Here is an 18,888-nt window from a genome sequence, read left to right as displayed (position 1 = left end):
ACGCTATTCGGCCACACCGAGGAACTCCGCCAAGGCGGCCAGCCCCGGCGGATGGTTGGGGAGCGACCACAGGTCTCGCACGATCGCCACGGCCAACGTGTGATGCTGCATCCACGTCGGCGCCACCCGGCGCAGCGACTCCAGCGTCTTCACCGCCCCCGCAGTGTCCCCCACGTCGGTGTGCGCCCGTGCCACGTCTAGCAGCAGCCACGTACGCCACGACGGCGGGGTGTCCTTGCTCAGCCGCATCCCCTTGGCCAGCGCCAGCGCGTCGTGCGGGTGCCCGTACTGCACGGCCAGGCGCACCCGCTCGATCCGTACGGACGACGGGCTGAAGACGCTCACCATCCGGTTGTCGCCGCTCTCCGGCAGCTTCGAGACCCGGGCGGCTTCCTTCTCCGCCGTCCCCATCATGGCCGCCGCGCGCTCGTAGTCGCCGCTGCGGGCCGCCGACGTGGCGGCGCTCATGGTGAGGGCGCCCCACACCTTCAGCCCGTCGGCGGTCTCGGTCCGCCCCGCGTCCTTCATGTCCTGCGCGGCGTGCAGGGCGATGCTCAAGGCGTCATCGAGCCGTCCTTGCCGCTGGTAGGTCCAGGCGGTCGAGTTGACGACCATCGGCACCAGCAGGGGATCGGAGGACTGCCCGGCCGCCTCTATGGCACGCTCCAGGCTGATCAGGGCCAGGTCCGTCTTCCTCATGCGCACCGCGAGGTGGCCGCCGAGTTGCAGCACCTTCGCCAGCGCCCCGTATCCGGCCGCCCGGTCGTCGTCGCCACCGGAGACGGTGGCGGAGCGCGCTTCGGTGATCAGGTCGGGAAGCGTCTTCATCAGGGGGTCGAATGCGGCCGCGTGGTACTGGGACCACCCGTCGGCGATCTGTTCGCGCAGCGCGGTGATAGAGAAGTCCGGGGCGGCCTGCTCGGGCTCAGCCCCCCAGAGCGCGGGCATGATGGCCCGCCGCACGGCGACGAAGTGCGGGCCGTCGCTCTCACCGGTGGCGGCGACCGCCGGGGGGTCACCGAGCAGCGTGGTCAGCTCCACCCCCAGCCCGTTCGCGAGGGCGTGCAGCGTGGGGAGGCGGGCGGAGTGCTTCCGCTGCTGTTCGAGTTGGCGGATCACATCGACGGAGACACCTGAGCGTTCGGCCAGTTCCTCTTGCGTCAGGGCGGCCAGGCGTCGCAGGCGCCACAGGGTCTTCCCGAGGTGTTCGTTGGCCACGCTGCCACGGTACCCAGCAAGCGGCGCGTACGGGGGGTGATGCTGACAGCCCCGGGTGCGTGCTGCTCGCTGGAACTGGCCCCGGGCTGACGCTAGGTCCTCGCCGCCGAGTCTTACGGTCGCGCACGGTCACTGCCAGTTCTGGCACAAGAGGAACTGGGGAAGGCGCTCTGGATCTACGACGCCTTCGAGAGCGCCTGGAACGAGGGCAGCGCTACGCCGCGCACAGTGGATGCTCTCCGCAGGCATGGCCGTGACCACACGAAGAAGTATCTGGAAGCGACGCTATTCGGCGACGAACTCGCCTTCTTCTGGGGCGACTACAGCGCGATGCGCGACTACCCGCCTGACAGTGAGTCGTGGGAGGACACCTACGCGCGACAGCAGGAGCAGGTCCAGGCTGCCGCCTTTCAGGCGAACTTGGCCAAGCAGCGAGGCTTCTACGTCGACCGAGACGAGAGCGGTACCTTGCACCGCCCAACACGAGTCGAAGCCGGGACGACTGCCGCGGACCTCCAGACCGCCGCCCAGGTTGTCGAGATGCTGCTCATCCGTGACCACAGCCGCATGCAGCTGGATGCCCACACACCGTACGACAGCACGCACGACCAGCAGTTGCGTCTGCTTCCCATCTCTCATCCCCAGGATTGGGCTGCGGCCACCGAAGGCATCGAGGCAGGGCAGGCCAATCCGAAGGGCGAGGCTCAGGCCGAGTGACGACCGAGGAGAGGGGCAGCGCAACTCGGTGGTGGAGAAGGACGCCAAGACCGATGCGGGGATGCGCACGCTGCCACAGCCCGTGCCGGTGCTGAAGGCCCTGAAGGCGTTCAAGGCCACGCAGGCGGCCGAGAGGCTGGCGGCGGGGGAGGGCTACGAGGAGTCCGGTACGTCCTGGTGGACGCACTCGGCCGCCCCTTCAAGACGGACAAGTTGCGCCGCGAGGCGTACAAGCTGATGGAAGCCACGGGGGTGCGGAAGGTGCGCCTGTACGACGCGTGGCACGCCTGTCTTTCGTGGATGGCGAACAACAGTGTCCTGGACACGGTGGTCCCGGCGTGGGCCGGACACTCGGACCTGAGCTTCACCCAGCGCACCTACGTGCACTCCGATCCGTAGTCGCTCAAGGCGGGTTCGGAGAAGCTGGCCGAACTGCTCGGCTGACCCTCTCGTGGGGCTACATACCGCACGGTAGGGAGGCAATGCGAGGAAGGGGCACCCCGTAGGATGCCCCTGACCTGCTAGTTCACCGTCGGGACGACAGGATTTGAACCTGCGACCCCTTGACCCCCAGTCAAGTGCGCTACCAAGCTGCGCCACGTCCCGGTGCTCTCGCGGCCTGGGGCTTTCGGCCCCGCGCCGTTCGTGCAGGAAAACTGTACCGCACTCGTCGCGGTGCTCGCGCACCCCTTCTGACGGGCAGGTTTCGCGGTCCTGGGGCGGGATACCCGGAGCCGGTACTGACTTTGATCACGAGTGGTGGGAGTGCGGTGTGAGGCGTCCCCGGATCGTCATCGTAGGAGCCGGTTTCGCCGGGTATCAGGCGGCTCGGGAGCTGTCGCGGAAGGCGCGGGGTGCCGCCGAGGTGGTGTTGGTCAACCCGAACGACTACTTCCTCTACCTGCCCCTGCTCCCCGAGGTGGCCGCCGGCACGCTGGAGCCCCGGAGGGTGACGGTCTCGCTCGCCGGCACGCTGCCGAGGGTGCGGGTGGTGCTGGGCGAGGTCCACGGCGTGGACATGGCCGGGAAGCGGGTCACCTACGCCGACCCCGACGGCCGCACCGGAACGCTGGACTACGACCGGCTGCTGCTGACCGTGGGCAGTGTGAACAAGCTGCTGCCCATCCCCGGGGTGGCGGAGCACGCGCACGGGTTCCGGGGCATGCCGGAAGCGTTGTTCCTGCGTGATCACGTCAACCGGCAGATCGCGCTCGCGGCGGAGACCGAGGACGAGGAGGAGCGAGAGGCGCGGTGCACCTTCGTCGTGGTCGGGGCCGGGTACACGGGTACCGAGGTGGCCGCGCAGGGTGTGCGGTACACCGACGTGCTGGCACGCCAGTACGGCGTGCCCCGGCCCCGCTGGATGCTGCTCGACATGGCGCCCCGGGTGCTGCCGTCGCTGGACGAGCGGCTGTCCGAGACCGCGGACCGGGTGCTCCGGGAGCGTGGCGTGGAGGTCCGCACCGGGGCGTCGGTCAAGGAGGCGACGGCCGACGGGGTCCTGCTGGACGACGGGTCGTTCGTCGGCACCCGGTCCCTGGTCTGGTGCGTGGGGGTGCGCCCCGACCCGCTGGTGGAGGACCTGGGGTTGCCCACGGAGAAGGGGCGGCTGTGTGTGGACGAGTACCTGACGGTGCCCGGGCATCCGGAGGTGTTCGCCTGCGGTGACGCGGCGGCCGTGCCCGATCTGACGCGGCCGGGCGAGACGACGCCCATGACGGCGCAGCACGCGGTGCGGCAGGGGAAGGTCGCCGCACACAACATCGCGGCCTCCTGCGGAGTCGGTGCGCGACGCGAGTACAAGCACAACGACCTGGGCTTCGCCGTGGACCTCGGCGGGATGCAGGCGGCGGCGAACCCGCTCAAGATCCCCCTGTCCGGGCCCGCCGCGGGCCTGGTCACGCGCGGCTACCACCTCGCCTCGCTGCCGGGAAACCGGGTGCGGGTGCTCACGGACTGGGTGCTCAACGCGGTGCTGCCCCGCCAGTCGGTGCAGCTCGGGCTGGTGCCGAAGGTCGCCGTGCCACTGGACACGGCCTCCCCGGAGACGGCACGTCTTCCGCAGTGATCACCGCCCGGAGACGGTCGGCCCGTAGGGGCCGACCACCTCCCGGTGCCACCAGGCACCGGCGGCGCGCCGCTCCCGGGGCGTGGTGAAGCGGTAGCGGTAGAGCCGCGCCCGGACGTGCGCGGGCGGCGTGTCGGGGAACGGGTTGTGACGCAGGAGCCGCACGGTGTCCGGATCGTTGGCGACCAGCCGGGTGAGCAGCTGCGTGAACCAGGGGCGGGCGTAGCCGGGCGAGAGGGCGGCGAACCACATCAGCCAGTCGAGCCGCAGGTGGTAGGGGGCGAACTGGCGGGGCAGCCGCCGGACGTCGCCGGGTTTCCCCCGGAAGCCGTACTCGCGCCACACCGCCCCTTCGGTGAGGCGCTCGGCGTCCGTGCCCTCGATGACGACCTCGTACCGCGTCCGCGTCACGCTGCCGAAGGCGCCGTAGGTGTTCACCAGGTGGTAGGCGTTGAACGAGCGGTTCATCTCCTGGCGGTGGGAGAGCAGATTGCGTACCGGCTGGTAGCTGAGGATCGCCACGCACCCGGTCACCGCGACGACGAGCACGGCGAACCACACCGGGGTCGCGCCGTGCGCGGGGGCGGGGGAGAGGAACGCGGTGTCGACGGCGGGGACGGCGAGCAGGATCGTCAGCCAGTTCAGCCAGGCGAAGTTGCCGGACGCCACGAGCCACAGCTGCGTGATGACGATGCCCGCCGCCGCCAGGCCCGCGACGGGCTGCGGCGCGAGGACGAGCACCGGCAGGACCAACTGGGCCCCGTGGCTGGCCGCCACCTCCACGCGGTGCAGCGGCTTGGGCAGGTGGTGGAAGTACCAGCTCAGCGGGCCGGGCATCGGCTGGGTCTCGTGGTGGTAGTACAGACAGGTCAGGTCCCGCCAGCAGCGGTCGCCACGCCACTTGATCAGCCCCGCGCCGAACTCCACCCGGAACAGCAGCCAGCGCAGGAGCAGCAGCGTGAGCAGCGGGGGCGCTACGGTGTCGTTGCCGAGGAACGCCGCGAGGAAGCCGGCTTCCAGCAGCAGCGACTCCCACCCGAACGCGTACCACGTCTGCCCCACGTTGACGATCGACAGGTAGAGCGCCCAGGGCAGCAGCCACAACGGGACGGTCGCCCACAACGGCACGAGGTCACCGAGGCCCGCGAGCAGCGCGGCGGACAGTGCCGCACCGCCCCAGGCCACACCGGCGAACAGCCGGTCCGAGTAGTGCCACTGGAAGAGGCCGGGGGCGGCACGGAAGGGCACGCGTGCGACGTAGGCGGGGACGGGCGTCATGCCGTGCGCCCCGATCAGCGCGCGGAACTGCGTCGCCGCCGAGACGAACGCGACCAGGTACACCAGCGCCAGCCCGCGCTGGAAGACGCTTCGTGCCAGCCAGTACTCGGGCGCCGCGAACCACTCCATAGCGGACATGAGTACCACTCGGCTGGCCGGACGTGCGCGGGTCGGACGTGTGCCGTACGCGCGTGAGCGGCCGTGCGGGCACGGCCGCGGGCCCCGCGGTCAGCGCTCCAGTACCAGGGCCTGCCCCTGCCCCACTCCGATGCACAGCGCCGCCAGGCCGGTGCCCGAGCCCGCTTCGGCGAGCTGGTGGGCGACCGCCCCGGCGATGCGCGCACCGGAGGCGCCGAGCGGGTGCCCGACGGCGATGGCGCCGCCGCGCGGGTTGACCTTCGCCGGATCCAGCTCCGGCCACTCGGCCAGGCAGCCGAGGGCCTGGGCCGCGAACGCCTCGTTGAGCTCCACGGTGTGCAGGTCCGCAAAGCCCCGCCCCGCCTTGTGCAGCGCCCGACGGACGGCGTCGACCGGGCCCAGCCCGAACAGTTGCGGCTCGATACCGGTGACGGCGGAGGCCCGCACACGGGCGAGCGGTTCCCGGCCGACGGCGCGCAGACCGGCCTCGTCGGTGAGCAGGAGGGCGGCCGCGCCGTCGTTGAGCGGGGAGGAGTTCCCGGCGGTCACGGTGCCGCCCTCCGCGCGGAAGACGGGCCGGAGCCTGGCCAGCGCCTCGACGGAGGTGGCGTCCCGGACGGTTTCGTCCCGCTGGAGGTCGACGCCCTCGTACGGCACGACCTCGGCGTCGTACGAGCCGTCCTTCCACGCCCGCGCCGCCTTCTCGTGGCTGGCCAGGGCGAAGGCGTCCTGCTGCGCCCGGGTGATGCCGTGCCGTTCGGCGACGAGTTCGGCGCCCTCGCCGAGGGAGACGGTCCACTCGGCCGGCATCCGCGGGTTGACCATGCGCCAGCCCAGCGTGGTCGAGAACATGTCCGGGGCCCCTGCGGGGAAGGCCCGTTCCGGTTTGGGCATCACCCAGGGGGCGCGGCTCATCGACTCCACCCCGCCGGCGAGGATCACGGACGCGTCGCCCGTCGCGACCGCGCGCGCCGCCTGGACCACGGCCTCCAGCCCGGAGCCGCAGAGCCGGTTGACCGTGGTGCCGGGAACGGACACGGGCAGCCCGGCCAGCAGGACGGCCATGCGGGCCACGTCCCGGTTCTCCTCGCCGGCGCCGTTGGCGTTGCCGAGGACGACGTCGTCGATCCGCGCCGGATCCAGGGCGGGGGAGCGGTCCACCAGGGCGCGGACGACGTGCGCGGCCAGGTCGTCGGGCCGCACGCCGGCGAGCGCGCCCCCGTACTTGCCCACCGGGGTGCGCACGGCGTCGACGATGTACACATCACGCAGGCGATCGTTGGTCATGTCGGCGATCGTGTCAGGGGTCCGCGCGGCTTGGCCAGTGCCGGTGCACATCGTTGCCGGTGCGGGGTGACACTCCGGCGGGGTCCGCCCGATGTGTGCCCGGCGGCCGTAGCGTGGCCGCATGCGTGTCCTGGTCACCGGCGGAGCCGGGTTCATCGGCTCCCACATCGTTGCGGCGCTGCGCGCCGCGGGTCATGAGGCGGTCGTCTTCGACGTCGCCGCACCGAAGGACGGGGAGGAGGGCGAGCTCCGGGGCGACGTACGGGACCCCGACGCCGTCGCCCGCGCACTCACCGGAGTGGATGCCGTCAGCCACCAGGCGGCGATGGTGGGGCTCGGCAAGGGCTTCGCGGACGCCGCCGCGTACGTGGGCGTCAACGACCTCGGGACGGCCGTCCTGCTGGAGCAGATGGCGCGGGCGGGAGTGGGCCGCCTGGTCCTCGCGGGCTCCATGGTGGTGTACGGGGAGGGTCGCTACGTCTGCCCGGACCACGGCCTCGTCCGGCCGGGCCCGCGGTCGGCGGCGGCACTGGCGTCGGGCCTCTTCGAGCCGCCGTGCCCGGAGTGCGGGGCCGAGCTGCGGCCGGGGCTCGTCGAGGAGGACGCGCCGGTCGACCCGCGCAACGTGTACGCCGGCACCAAGCTCGCGCAGGAGCACCTCGCGGCCGCCTGGGCGCGGGCGACCGGCGGCCGGGCCATCAGCCTGCGCTACCACAACGTCTACGGCGCGGGGATGCCGCGGGACACGCCGTACGCGGGCGTCGCGTCCTTCTTCCGCTCCGCCCTGGAGCGGGGGCTGCCCCCGCAGGTCTTCGAGGACGGCGGCCAGCGCCGGGACTTCGTCGAGGTGACCGACGTGGCGGCGGCCAACGTCACGGCGCTGGAGGCGGTGGGGGAGCGGCCGGAGGGCGAACTGCGGGCCTACAACACCGGCAGCGGCGAGCCGCACACGGTGGGCGAGATGGCCCGGGCCCTGGCCGCCGCGTTCGGCGGGCCCGCGCCGCAGGTCACCGGTGAGTACCGGCTGGGCGACGTCCGGCACATCACCGCCTCCTCAAGGCGGCTGCGGGAGGAGCTCGGGTGGCGGCCCCGGACGCCCTTCAGCAGGGGAATGGAGCACTTCGCCCGCGCGCCGCTGGGTCCCGCGGAGCGATGACGGCCCGGGCACCCGTCCGGCGGTCGGCGAACCGTCCCGCCCGGCCCCGGCGCGAGGGAAACATCCGCGTTTCGCGCGGTGATGCAGTCCGAATCAGGGCCTTTGTCCTCTTAGGGTGAGGCGGATGAACACCACCCCAACGCAGCGAGGAAGTCTGGTGCTGCCGTGTCTGGACGAAGCGGCGGCCCTGCCGTGGGTCCTGGGACGGGTGCCGCAGGGCTGGACGGCGATCGTCGTGGACAACGGCTCCACCGACGGGTCCGCGGAGATCGCCCGGGAGCTGGGGGCCCGCGTGGTGCGCGAGCCGAAACGCGGTTTCGGCGCCGCCTGTGACGCGGGTCTGCGCGAGGCCGAGACGGACATCGTCGCGTTCTGCGACTGCGACGGCTCCTTGGACCCGGCGGCGGTCGAAGCTGTCGCCGGGTCGGTGCGCGCGGGCGAGGCGGACCTCGTGCTGGCCCGCCGGGAGCCCACCGCGCGGGGCGCCTGGCCCCTGCACGCGCGGATGGGAAACCGCGCGCTGGCCCGCATGGTCCGACGCCGGACCGGCGTGCCGCTGCACGACCTCGGCCCCCTGCGGGCCGCCCGCCGCGAGGGCCTGCTGCGTCTGGGCATCAGCGACCGACGCAGCGGCTACCCCCTGGAGATGGTGATGCGCGCCGTCCGGGCGGGCTGGCGCATCCAGGAGACGTCGGTGGCCTACCAGCCCCGCACCGGCCGCTCCAAGGTCACCGGGACCTGGCTGGGGACCGCCCGTGCCGTGCGGGACATGCGGGCGGTGCTGCGATGACGACCGTGCCCGCGCAGTCGCCGCCGTCCGGCCCCACGGTGCTCGTGATCGCCAAGGAACCGGTCCCCGGACGGGTCAAGACCCGCCTCACCCCACCCTTCACGCCGCAGGAGGCGGCCGACCTGGCCGCGGCGGCGCTCGCCGACACGCTGGACGTCGTCGCGGCCCTGCCGGTGCGACGCCGGGTACTCGTCCTGGACGGACGGCCCGGCCCCTGGGTCCCCGAGGGGTTCGACGTCCGGCCGCAGGCGCCCGGCACGCTCGACGAACGGATCGCCGATGCCTTCGCCGGCTGCGACGGCCCCACGCTGCTGCTCGGGATGGACACCCCGCAGGTGACGCCGCAGCACCTCGCCCCCGTCCTCGCGGCGGACGGCTGGGCGTCGCACGACGCCTGGCTCGGCGCCGCCGCCGACGGCGGCTTCTGGTGCCTGGCGCTCGAACAGCCCGACCCGGGTCTCGTCCGCGGCGTGCCGATGTCGACGCCGCGCACCGGCGCGGAGCAGCGCGCCCGGCTCCGCGCGGCGGGCCTGCGCGTCGGAGCTCTGCCCGTGCTGCGGGACGTGGACGTGGCCGAGGACGCCGCCGCGGTCGCGGTCCGGTCGGCGGCCCTCGGCGGGCGCCGGTTCTCCGCGACGCACGCCGCCGTGCGCCGGGCGGGGGTGCGATGACGACGACCGTACCGCTGAGGGGGGATCAGCAGCTCCCCTGGCACGCCGACCCCTACGCCCGGGCCCTGGAGTCGGGTCGCGGGCCGCTGTTCCTGCGCCGCGCGGACGGCTGGCTCCTGCCGCTGGAGGTGGAACGGTGGTGTGCCGGCGCCGACGAGGCGGACCTCTCCGTGCTGCGGCGGTGCGCCGACAGCGTCATCGACCTCGGCTGCGGCCCGGGCCGGCTGGTCGCCGCGCTCGCCCGGCTCGGCCGGACCGCCCTCGGGGTCGACTCCGCGCCCGCCGCCGTGCACCGGGCGCGGGCCCTGGGCGGGGCGGCCGTGTGCCGTTCGGTGTTCGACGAGCTGCCGGACGAAGGACGGTGGGGCAGCGCGCTCCTGATGGACGGGAACATCGGGATCGGCGGAGACGTCGCCGCCCTGCTCGACCGGGTGGGCGCGCTGCTCGGCCCGGGCGGGACGCTGCTCGCCGAAGCGGCCGCCTGCGAGGTCGACGAGCAGATCGAGGTCCGGCTGCAGGACTCCGACGGCGTCTTCGGGCCCCCGTTCTGGTGGGCCCGCCTCGGAGTGGCCGCCCTGCGCCGCCGGGCCCGCGCGGCGGGCTGGCACGTGCTCGAGGAGTGGACGTGCGGAGACCGGCGATTCCTGAGTCTGCGTCCGGTCCGCGGCGGGAAGCCGGCCACCGGCCCGCGCGGAGCGGTGGTCCGGCTCCGCCGCTAGCTCACCAGCCCGTCAGCAGCAGATGGTTGACGGACAGCGCCACCGCTGCCTGGGCCGCCAGCCACCACCGGTGGTGGCGCCCGGGCAGCAGGGCCGCTCCCGGCAGCAGCCACAGGGCGAACGGCAGCCAGATGCGCTCCGTCTCCGCCTTGCTCATGCCCGACAGGTCGGCGATGAGCATGGCGAGTGCCGCTCCGAGGACGAGCACGGCCAGCGGCGACGGCGCGCGCAGCCGGGAGGCGGCCCGCCGCAGACCGGCGACACCGGCGAGGCCGACCGAGACGACCTGGGCCGCCAGGTTCCCCCACACGTAGTACCAGTAGGGCCGGATGCCCGCCGCTCCGGCGTAGTAGCGCACCCGCAGGGTCAGGTACCCCTCCAGCCACCAGAACCCGGCCAGGGTGAACACCCCCACCCACGGTGCCGCACCCAGCAGCACCCACGGCAGTGGCCGCACCGTGCGCGCGGCCACGAGGACGGCCAGCCCGATGACGGCCATCAGCGTGAGCCCGTACGACAGGTACAGGGTCCATCCGAACAGCACACCCGAACCCAGCCCGGCGAGCCACGGTCGCCGGACGGCACCGGTCGCCGCGAGCGCCAGCAGGGCCACGGCCCACGCGCTGACCCCGGTGAAGTAGCCGTCGGCGGAGGTGCCCATCCACACGGCCGCCGGTGCCAGGACGAGGAAGGGCGCCGCACGCCGTGCCGTCTCCAGCCCGGCCAGGGCGCGCACGGCCACCACGGCCGCGGCCGCCGCCGAGGCGGCGGTGACGATGCAGAAGGCGCCGGCCCAGCCGCCGCCGGACAAGCCGATCCGGTCGAGCCCGACGAAGGTGAGGAGCGCGCCCGGTGGATGCCCGGCCACGTGCGCCGGCCAGTTGTCGGGGGACTCGTAGAGGATGCGGCCGGTGAATCCGCGCAGCATGGCTCCGACGTCCTCGACCCCGTCGACCGACCGCAGGTACTCGTACTTGGTGGTCAGCCGCCCGGCGATGCCGCGTTCCCAGCCGTCGACGAGCGCCAGCGACCAGATCCACGCGAGCGAACCCGCGAACGCCGCCCAGGCCAGCGCCGGACCGCCCAGCCGCGCAGCGATCCGGGGGCCGTAGGCGATGACGAGGACGGCGACCGCCAGCGCGGCCGGGGTGCCCGGCCCCACGTGCGGTTCCCAGTACGCGTACAGCGGGGGCCAGCGGAGCCGCAGCGCCTCCGTCCGTTCCTGGACGTGGTGGCCGACGAGCGCCGCGACGGCGAACAGCAGGACGGCCGCCCCGGCCGCGTACAGGTCCTTGCGAGGTGAGGGGCACGGTTCCACGTGCTCACCGTAGGACGGAGGGCCGTGGTAACCGCGCTGGCTCGCCCGTCGTCACCGGTCGGACGGGGCTCCGGATCGTCCGGTCGCCGGCTCCCGCGTCCTGACGGCTGCGGCCGATCAGCCGCCGCCCCCCGACCTCAGGAGTGCGGTGATGGCCTCCGAGGCCCGCTCGGCGGCCGTCTGCGGGTCCGCGCCGGTCAGGACCTCCGTCTGGTACGCCTTGATCGGGTTGTCCGCCTCCAGGTCCGCCCAGGACGGTGAGTTGGGCGTCGCCCGACCGCCCTCGGCGCCCTCGGCCATGGCCTTCGCCCCCGGGTCCCCGTCCAGGGCGTCCATCAGCGTCGTCTTGCTGGGGACGTAGCTCATCGTGCGGGCGATCTCCCGCTGCCACGTGTCACTGGTGAGGGTCTCCAGGAACGCGTAACCCCCTTCGGGGTCGCGGGCGTTCTCGGGAAGGATCAGCACCGAACCGCCGGTGAAGACGGCGCCGGGCGTGCCGGCCTCGGGCCCGGGCACCGGGAAGTAGCCCAGTTCGCCCTCGAGCTCGGGGTTGAGCTCGGTGATGAGGCGGCTGTGTCCCGGCGGGGCGATGAGCTGGGCGACCTCGTTCTCGGCGAAGACCTCGCCGTGCTCGGGCTCGGCCTCGTCGCGGTCGGCCGGTGCGTCGCCGAGCGCGTGCAGTTCCTCGTAGAACTCCATGCCGCGCACCGCCTCGGGCGTGTCCAGGGCACCCTCCCAGCGGCCACTGAGCTCCACGGCGAGATCGCCGCCCTCGTCCCAGATGAAGCCCGCCAGCACGTACCAGTTCTGCCCGGGCAGGTAGATGCCCTGCTGGCCGATCTCCGGCCGGTTCAGCCGCTCGGTGATCTCCAGCCATTCCTCGCGGTCGGCGGGCGGCTCGGTGATCCCGGCCGCTTCGAAGAGGTCCTTGCGGTAGATGACGACCCGGTTGGCTCCGTAGTAGGGGATGCCGTACTGGTAGCCGTTGATCTTCCCGGGCTCCTCCAGACCCGCGATCCAGTCGTCACCGCCCAGTTCGGGCACCTTCAGGGTGAGGTTGGAGACGCCGCCGCTCGCGACGTACCGGGCGACCTGGGTGTTGCCCACCTCGATGAGGTCGGGGGCGTCGTCGGAGGCCAGTGCCTGGGAGACCTTCTCGCCGATCCCCGCCCACTCCTGCACCGTGACCTCGACCTCACGGCCCGGATGGTTCTCCTCGAAGTCCGCCACGATGCGCTGGGTCAGCTCCTCGTTGAGGCTGTTGCGCATCAGCCACACCCGCAGCGGCTCGTCGGCCTCCGCGGAGTCCGAGGGACCGCCGCAGGCGGCCATCGTGCAGGCCAGCAGCGCGGCGGACGCGCCGCGGACCAGACGTTCCCATGTGCCTTCGGGCATACCTCACCCCTTGTTCCCCGTGCCGGGGCGATGCGTGAACAGTTCTCCGTGGGGGGAGGCAGACGCAAGGATTGGCATAGACCAAGGGGCAGGTCAAGCTGACGGGACGAAATGCTGAACGGGCGGTGTCCGGCTGCGCCCCCGTCCGCCCCGCTCAGCTCGCCCCGCCCGGGGTCCGCGCGAGGCCGACGATGCCCTCCACGACGCCCAGGGCCACCAGGTCCTGCGGCCGAACCCGCAGCTCGTCCGCCGTCCTGGGCACCTCCTGCGGGGCCCGCTTGAGGATGGCCGCCGCCCACTCGGGCCCGATCACCGAGAAGTAGCTGTTCGGCGTGACCCAGGTCCGGCCGGGCGCCGCCAGCGCCAGTGCGCCGCCCGAGCCGCCCTGGCCGATGACCAGGGTCGTCACCGGCACGGGGGACTCGGCCACGGCGGCGAAGCACTCGGCGATCGCCGCCCCCGCCCCCGCCCGCTCCGCCGCCGCGTCGTTGGCGGCCCCCGGCGTGTCGACGAGCGTCAGCACCGGCGTCCCCAGCCGTCCCGCGAGCCGGACGAGCCGGGCCACCGTCCGGAAGCCCGCCGGACGCGTGGGCGTGCCCAGCTGCGCGGCGTACGCCACCGTCCGTCCGAACCGCTCCCCGAACCCGCAGCGCACGCCTGCGTCCACCCCGCCGCAACGGTCCCCGCTCAGCTCCTCCCGCACGCCGAAGTGGACGTCGAGATAGGCGTCCGCCCGGGGACGACGGGCTGCGCGCGCCCCGCGCACCGCGGCCCAGCCGCTGTCCGGGAGACGGGCGTCACCGAGCGCCGCCGGGGGCCGGGCGGGCCCCGCCGCGGGCCGGGTCAACAGACCCAGCCAGCGGCCCACGGCCGTCCGCAGCTCCCCCGGTGCCACGATCCCGTCCACGTGCCCGGTGCCGAGCTGGCCCTCCGCGCTGTACGCCGCCGGGTCCGCGTCGGCGGGACGTACCCGGGAGCCGGCGAACCCCACCTGCGCGCCGGGAAGGGCCAGGACGACGTCGGCCCCCGCGCCCAGCGTCGCCCAGCCACCGCCCGTCGCCGGATCCCGGACGACCGCCACCTGGGCCAGCCCGTCCGCACGGGTGAGCGCCGACTGCCGTGCCACGCGGTGGAGTTGGCTCAGAGCGCGCATGCCCTCCTGCATCCGGCTGCCGCCGGTGGCGATGAGGGAGACGACGGGCAGCCGCAGCGCGCGCGCCCGGACGTGGGCGAGCTCCAGGAGATCGCCGGTCCGCTGCCCGAGCGAACCCCCCAGGAACCCGAAATCGAAGGAGATCAGCACCGCCTCGACCTCGCCCACGCGGCCGGTTCCGCAGACGACCGCCTCCCGTTCCCCGGTCCGGTCCCGGGCGCGGGCCAGCGCCTCGCCGTAACCGGCCCAGCCCAGCGGCCCGTCGTCCCGGGGGGCCGCCGCACCCGTGGACGGTGCGCCGGACAGGCCCCCGGGGCCGTCCGGCGGGGCGTCGAACGCGTGGAAGTCGTCCGTGACCAGGGCGAGCGCGGCCCGTGCGGACGCGGGATCCTCCCGGCGGCTCACCCGAGCTCCCGCTTCATGACCTTCCCCATGTCGTTGCGCGGCAGGGCCGCGACGAACCGGACGACGCGTGGCCGCTTGTGGGGTGACAGTTGCGCGGCGACCTGCTCGGCGAGCTGCTCCCCGTCCGGCGGGGAGGCCTCGTCCACCGGGACGACCCAGGCGACGACACGCTCCCCGAGATCGGGGTCGGGCTCACCCGTCACCGCCGTTTCGCGCACGCCCGGACACTCGAGCAGGACGTTCTCGATCTCCCCGGCGCCGATCTTGTAGCCGCCGCTCTTGATGAGGTCCGTCGAGCTACGGCCGACGATGCGGTAGTAGCCCTCGGCGTCACGCGTCGCCATGTCGCCGGTGCGGAACCAGCCGCCGTCGAAGGCCTCGGCCGTCGCGTCGGGACGGTTCAGGTACTCGGTGAACAGGCTGGGGCCGCGCACCTGCAGCTCTCCGACGGTCTCGCCGTCACCGCCCTCGATCCGCTCCCCCTTCTCGTCCACGAGCCGCACGTCCACCCCGGGCAGCGGCACTCCGACCGTGCCGGGCCGGGACGGCCCGTCCACGCGGGTGCTCGTGTTCATGAGCGTCTCCGTCATGCCGTAGCGCTCGATCACCCGGGCCCCGGCGGCGGCCCGGATCCGCTCATGGTCGCGCAGCGGGAGCGCGGCCGAACCGGACACCAGCAGCCGGGCGCTCCGCAGCGCCGAGGCCACCGCGGCGTCCTGGCCGGCCGCCTCGGCGAGCCGGTGGTACATCGTGGGAACGCCGAAGAACATGGTGCCGCCCTGCTCGGTCAAGCCCCGGGCGACCCCGTCGACGGAGAACCGGCCCAGGTGGCGGACGGTCCCGCCCCGGCGCAGCGGGCCGAGCGCACCGAGGATCAAGCCGTGGACGTGGAACAGCGGCAGGGCGTGCACCAGGACGTCCTCGTCCGTCCACCGCCAGGCCTCGGCCACGTCGTCCAGCGTGGCCGCGATCGCGCGACGGGACAGCACCACGCCCTTCGGAGCACCGGTGGTCCCCGAGGTGTAGACGATGAGAGCGGCGCGGTCGTCCCGGCCGGGCTCCAAAGCGGCGGGCACCGGGGCACCGCCCTCGGGCCGCTCGGTGACGACCGTCAGCCGCTCCTGTCCCGCCGCCACCTCCGGTAGCTCGTCCTCGGGCCCGGTGAGGAGGAGGTCCGGGGCGCAGTCCGCCAGAACGTGGGCCAGCTCGCGCTCGCCGCTGCGCGGATTGAGAGGCACCACGGGGACGCCCGCCAACACGGCCGCCACGACGCCGACCACCGTGGCGGGCGTCGGCGTCGCCCACACGGCCACCCGGTCGCGTCCGGCCAGCTCCGCGGCGAGCGCGCCCGTGGCCTCGCGCAGCCTCGGATAGCCGATGACCTCGTCGCCGAAGCACAGGGCCGGTGCGGCCGCTTCCTTGCCGAGCGCGGGAAAGAGGGCAGACACGCGGGCTCCTTCGCTGGGTGATCTCCTGGCTCACGATCTCATCAGCGAAGCCGTCGTGCGGCAAGGGCGGGAGGTGCCCGGTGTGATCAGCCCGCGAAGGCCTGGGGGAGAAGTGTGGTGAAGGGTTCGGTGGCGTCGGCGACGCCGCGCGCGTACGGCGCGTCGAAGTGCCAGATCAGGAAGAGCAGGAAGGCGATCAGGGCGCTGAAGAGGCCCGCCAGGAGCAGCTCGCGCGCCGTACGGCCGATCTGGAGGGCGAAGACCATGCCGACGACCACCAGAGCTCCGGCGATGAGGCCGAACCACACCACGCCCGGCATCGTCGAACCCGCGCTTTGGCCACGCGCGGTACGTGCCTCGTCGGCGGCCGCCACCTGGTCGACGAGGCCGGGGTAGGCGTGCGACTCCAGCGTCGTGCCGGGTTCGAATCCGGTGACACCGGTGCGCACGCGGTGGAACAAGGTGTCGCCCCTCGCGGTGAGTTCGCCCTGGGCGTTCATCTGCGGCCACTCCTTGCCGACGGTGTACGCGACGTAGGCGTCCACGTCGGAGCGCACCTGGTCGCGGACCGGATCCGGGTACGCCTCGACGCGTTCGTCGATCTCGTGCAGGGCCTGTGCCTCCAGCCGCACCCACTCCGTGGCCCCGTCGCGTGCCTCCCAGACGCCCGCGATGGCCAGACCCAGCACGATGGCGTACACGACTCCGATCATCATGATCAGGTACTCGATCACATCGGGGGTCTGGGAGATGTCCTCCGATTGCTCCTCCGGGCCGGCCCGGCGTTCGCGCCCGCGCTGCCAGATCACGACACCGGCGAGGACGAGGGCACAGGACGAGGTCATGGCCAGCGCGAGCATGAGCCAAGCGGACAAGGAACCTCCAGGTGGGGCGGGCGGGACCGGCGGGGCGGGCGGGGCGGGACTACTCGGAGCGGGAGGTCGGGGCGCCGGAGCGGGGGCGCAGGGCGGCTGCGGCCAGGACGGCGGGCGCGACGATCAGCAGCATCCGGCTCGTCGTGGACAGGCTGGGCTCGGGGAGTTCACGGGCCGCCGAGGCGTAGGGGGGCCCGACGAGTCGCTGTTCGGGCTCCGGAGCGGCGGGAGGGGTCGGCTCCGGCTCCGGCTCCGGCTCCGGCTCGGGTTCGGGCGCGGGCGGCGGGGCGGGCGGGGGCTCCGGCGGCGCTGGTGGCGGAGGCGGTTCCAGAGGTGGTGGCGCGGGCGGCGGTTCCGGAGCGGGCAGGGGCGGCGGGGGTTCGGGAGCCGGTGGGGCGGGGGGCCTCACCGAGCGGCACAGGCTCTCGATGGACTCACCGGCCCGCGCTCGCTCCATGAGGTCGCGCACCGAGCCGTCGCCCCCCGCGAAGGCGCAGGAGTCGAAGGGGGACACAGCCGAGGCCGATGAGGCGCCGCTCCACAGCAGCAGCCCGATCACGAATGCGGCCACGCCGGTGCGGTCCCGAAGATCTCCCATGGGGCGATCGTGCGCGCTGCCGAACCGGCGCACTGCTCCAAGCGGGCTAAATCCCCGGTTCTGATGAAAATCAGCAGAGAAGGGTTACCTGCCACGCACCTGGGGGGCCGGACGCGAGGCTCCTACTCCTCCCCGCGCTTACGCCGCTTGCGCTGCTGCCGCCGCCCACGGCTGAAGAGCCATCCCGCCGGCGGGTCGTCCGCTCGCCAGGGCTGTGGCTCGGGAGGGCTGTTCTTCCACCGCTCCCTCAGCATCCGCGTGCGGGCGGCGGGCTCGCGCACCTGAGCGTCACGGATGAAGCGCTCATCGAGCTCCAGATCGTCCCACTCGTCCCCGCGGCTCTCGTCTCTGTCCTGCGGCTCGGGCTCCACGGCAGCCTCCCGTCCGACGGATCGCCTCCCAGTCCCTCTACAACGCCCAAGGGACGCGAATCATTCCCGAGGTCTCCGATGGGGCAGGTCGCGACACTCGGTGACTCCCTGTTGCTCCTTGTGAGAGCGGTGGGCGGTGGTGGCGGTGGGCGAGGGAGGGGGTTCGGGCCTGCCTCGGGCCGGACCCTTCCCCGGTTGATCGAGTCTCCCGCAGGCAAGTAGTCCACCGATGCGTGGTTCTGTCGCTCCATTGAGTGATTGGCCGTCATTTCCCTCGTGTGTGCCGGTACATGCGGGATCTTCTGTCGTTCACGCAAGGAAAGAGCACATGACTTTTGGCATGGACACTTCTCGAACGGGTCGGGCGCTGCTACGACAGATGCCACAGGCGTTCCTCCATGTCCCCCACCACGGGAGGTTTTGTGAGACTGTCCAGATTCGCGTCCGTTTCGGCCACCGTGGCAGCGCTCCTCGCTCTCACCGGCTTGAGCGGAGCCACCGCCACCGCCCAGGAAGCATCCGTCAACTACGTCGCCCTCGGCGATTCCTACTCCTCCGGCGTCGGTGCCGGCAGCTACGAGGCGGGCGACTGCAAGCGCAGCACCCGCGCCTATCCGCACCTGTGGCGCAACGCCAACGCCCCGACGTCCTTCTCCTTCACCGCCTGTTCGGGTGCGCGCACCCCGGACGTGATCAACAACCAGCTCGGTCCCCTCAACTCCTCGACGACCCTCGTCAGCATCTCGATCGGCGGCAACGACGCGGGTTTCGCCGACGCCATGACCACCTGCGTACTGGAAAGTGAGAGCGCCTGCGTCGCACGCGTCGAGCAGGCCCGCGCCTACATCAACAACACCCTCCCGTCCCGCCTCGACGCGGCGTACGACGCCATCCGGGCCAAGGCCCCCAACGCGCACGTCGTCGTGCTCGGTTACCCGCGCATGTACCAGCTCAACGGAAGTTGCTGGTTCGGCATCAGCGAGCGGTCGCGCGCGGCCATCAACGCCGCCTCCGACGACCTGAGCGAGGTCACCGGCAAGCGCGCCGCCGACCACGGCTTCACGTACGGCGACGTCCGTGGCGCCTTCACCGGCCACGAGATCTGCTCCTCCGCGCCCTGGCTGCACAGCGTGACCTGGCCGGTCGGCGACTCCTACCACCCGACCGCGGCCGGCCAGTCCGGCGGCTACTACCCGGTGATGGAAAGCCTGGCCTGACACCGGCGCACCGCGGAACGCCCGTCGTCGCGGTGCGGCCCCGACAGCATCGGGGCCGCACCGCGG

General features: G+C 73.1%; 17 protein-coding genes, 1 tRNA gene and 1 pseudogene. 8 read left to right on the top strand and 11 right to left on the bottom strand.

Going from position 1 to position 18,888, the window contains the following annotated elements:
* Positions 1-3: 3 nt before the first annotated feature.
* Positions 4-1,218 carry a helix-turn-helix domain-containing protein gene (locus V6D49_RS01485; RefSeq protein ID WP_340556380.1) on the bottom strand — a complete coding sequence of 405 codons (1,215 nt, stop codon included), beginning with the start codon at positions 1,216-1,218 and terminating at the stop codon, positions 4-6.
* A 111-nt stretch (positions 1,219-1,329) separates the two neighbouring features.
* Between V6D49_RS01485 and V6D49_RS01480 the strand changes: the two are divergent.
* A pseudogene (locus tag V6D49_RS01480) lies at positions 1,330-1,935 on the top strand (AbiV family abortive infection protein); the annotation flags it as partial.
* A gap of 177 nt (positions 1,936-2,112) precedes the next feature.
* The gene (locus tag V6D49_RS01475; RefSeq protein ID WP_340556379.1) at positions 2,113-2,334 is read left to right on the top strand and encodes a hypothetical protein; all 222 of its coding nucleotides are present in this window, start codon (positions 2,113-2,115) and stop codon (positions 2,332-2,334) included.
* Positions 2,335-2,467: 133 nt separating this feature from the next.
* Here V6D49_RS01475 and V6D49_RS01470 read toward each other — a convergent pair.
* Positions 2,468-2,541, bottom strand: a tRNA-Pro gene (locus V6D49_RS01470).
* 166 nt (positions 2,542-2,707) lie between these two features.
* Here V6D49_RS01470 and V6D49_RS01465 point away from each other — a divergent pair.
* A complete protein-coding gene (locus V6D49_RS01465; protein ID WP_340556377.1) occupies positions 2,708-4,003 on the top strand; it encodes an NAD(P)/FAD-dependent oxidoreductase in 1,296 nt (431 codons plus the stop codon).
* Here V6D49_RS01465 and V6D49_RS01460 read toward each other — a convergent pair whose 3' ends face one another.
* A complete protein-coding gene (locus V6D49_RS01460) occupies positions 4,004-5,410 on the bottom strand; it encodes a lipase maturation factor family protein (RefSeq protein ID WP_340563606.1) in 1,407 nt (468 codons plus the stop codon).
* Positions 5,411-5,509: 99 nt separating this feature from the next.
* On the bottom strand, positions 5,510-6,706 hold the full coding sequence (locus V6D49_RS01455) for a thiolase family protein (protein WP_340556376.1): 1,197 nt from the start codon (positions 6,704-6,706) through the stop codon (positions 5,510-5,512).
* A 121-nt stretch (positions 6,707-6,827) separates the two neighbouring features.
* On the opposite strand from V6D49_RS01455, the gene V6D49_RS01450 reads away from it, so the two are divergent.
* The 4 genes from V6D49_RS01450 (at position 6,828) to V6D49_RS01435 (ending at position 10,042) form a co-directional block, all read left to right on the top strand.
* Complete coding sequence (locus V6D49_RS01450; RefSeq protein WP_340556374.1) at positions 6,828-7,862, top strand: NAD-dependent epimerase/dehydratase family protein; 1,035 nt, start codon at positions 6,828-6,830, stop codon at positions 7,860-7,862.
* 124 nt (positions 7,863-7,986) lie between these two features.
* On the top strand, positions 7,987-8,652 hold the full coding sequence (locus V6D49_RS01445; protein WP_340556372.1) for a glycosyltransferase family 2 protein: 666 nt from the start codon (positions 7,987-7,989) through the stop codon (positions 8,650-8,652).
* On the top strand, positions 8,649-9,323 hold the full coding sequence (locus V6D49_RS01440) for a TIGR04282 family arsenosugar biosynthesis glycosyltransferase (RefSeq protein WP_340556370.1): 675 nt from the start codon (positions 8,649-8,651) through the stop codon (positions 9,321-9,323). Before V6D49_RS01445 ends, V6D49_RS01440 begins: the two co-directional genes overlap by 4 nt.
* On the top strand, positions 9,320-10,042 hold the full coding sequence (locus V6D49_RS01435) for a class I SAM-dependent methyltransferase (RefSeq protein WP_340556368.1): 723 nt from the start codon (positions 9,320-9,322) through the stop codon (positions 10,040-10,042). The genes V6D49_RS01440 and V6D49_RS01435 overlap by 4 nt, the downstream gene beginning before the upstream one ends.
* A 1-nt stretch (position 10,043) precedes the next feature.
* Here V6D49_RS01435 and V6D49_RS01430 read toward each other — a convergent pair whose 3' ends face one another.
* The 7 genes from V6D49_RS01430 to V6D49_RS01400 all read right to left on the bottom strand — a co-directional run bounded on the left by V6D49_RS01430 (position 10,044) and on the right by V6D49_RS01400 (position 17,605).
* Complete coding sequence (locus V6D49_RS01430; protein WP_340556367.1) at positions 10,044-11,360, bottom strand: hypothetical protein; 1,317 nt, start codon at positions 11,358-11,360, stop codon at positions 10,044-10,046.
* A gap of 117 nt (positions 11,361-11,477) precedes the next feature.
* Entirely contained in the window at positions 11,478-12,755 is a 1,278-nt protein-coding gene (locus tag V6D49_RS01425) for an extracellular solute-binding protein (protein ID WP_340556365.1), read from the bottom strand.
* Positions 12,756-12,909: 154 nt separating this feature from the next.
* Positions 12,910-14,313 carry a carboxyl transferase domain-containing protein gene (locus V6D49_RS01420; RefSeq protein WP_445330450.1) on the bottom strand — a complete coding sequence of 468 codons (1,404 nt, stop codon included), beginning with the start codon at positions 14,311-14,313 and terminating at the stop codon, positions 12,910-12,912.
* Positions 14,310-15,761 carry an acyl-CoA synthetase gene (locus V6D49_RS01415; protein WP_340556363.1) on the bottom strand — a complete coding sequence of 484 codons (1,452 nt, stop codon included), beginning with the start codon at positions 15,759-15,761 and terminating at the stop codon, positions 14,310-14,312. Before V6D49_RS01415 ends, V6D49_RS01420 begins: the two co-directional genes overlap by 4 nt.
* Before the next feature lie 86 nt (positions 15,762-15,847).
* A complete protein-coding gene (locus tag V6D49_RS01410) occupies positions 15,848-16,636 on the bottom strand; it encodes a bestrophin-like domain (RefSeq protein WP_340556362.1) in 789 nt (262 codons plus the stop codon).
* Positions 16,637-16,685: 49 nt separating this feature from the next.
* Positions 16,686-17,234, bottom strand: a complete 549-nt coding sequence (locus V6D49_RS01405) for a hypothetical protein (protein ID WP_340556361.1) — start codon at positions 17,232-17,234, stop codon at positions 16,686-16,688.
* Between the two features lie 122 nt (positions 17,235-17,356).
* Positions 17,357-17,605: an SGM_3592 family protein gene (locus V6D49_RS01400; RefSeq protein ID WP_340556359.1), complete on the bottom strand. Its 249-nt coding sequence runs from the start codon at positions 17,603-17,605 to the stop codon at positions 17,357-17,359.
* Between the two features lie 398 nt (positions 17,606-18,003).
* Here V6D49_RS01400 and V6D49_RS01395 point away from each other — a divergent pair, with 398 nt between their 5' ends.
* Positions 18,004-18,822 carry an SGNH/GDSL hydrolase family protein gene (locus tag V6D49_RS01395; RefSeq protein WP_445330449.1) on the top strand — a complete coding sequence of 273 codons (819 nt, stop codon included), beginning with the start codon at positions 18,004-18,006 and terminating at the stop codon, positions 18,820-18,822.
* Positions 18,823-18,888 lie beyond the last annotated feature (66 nt).

The sequence above is a fragment of the Streptomyces sp. GSL17-111 genome, assembly GCF_037911585.1.
In the GTDB taxonomy this organism is placed as follows: domain Bacteria; phylum Actinomycetota; class Actinomycetes; order Streptomycetales; family Streptomycetaceae; genus Streptomyces.
The sequence above is the reverse complement of the archived record's forward strand: the minus strand, read 5'-3'. Positions and strand labels throughout refer to the sequence as shown.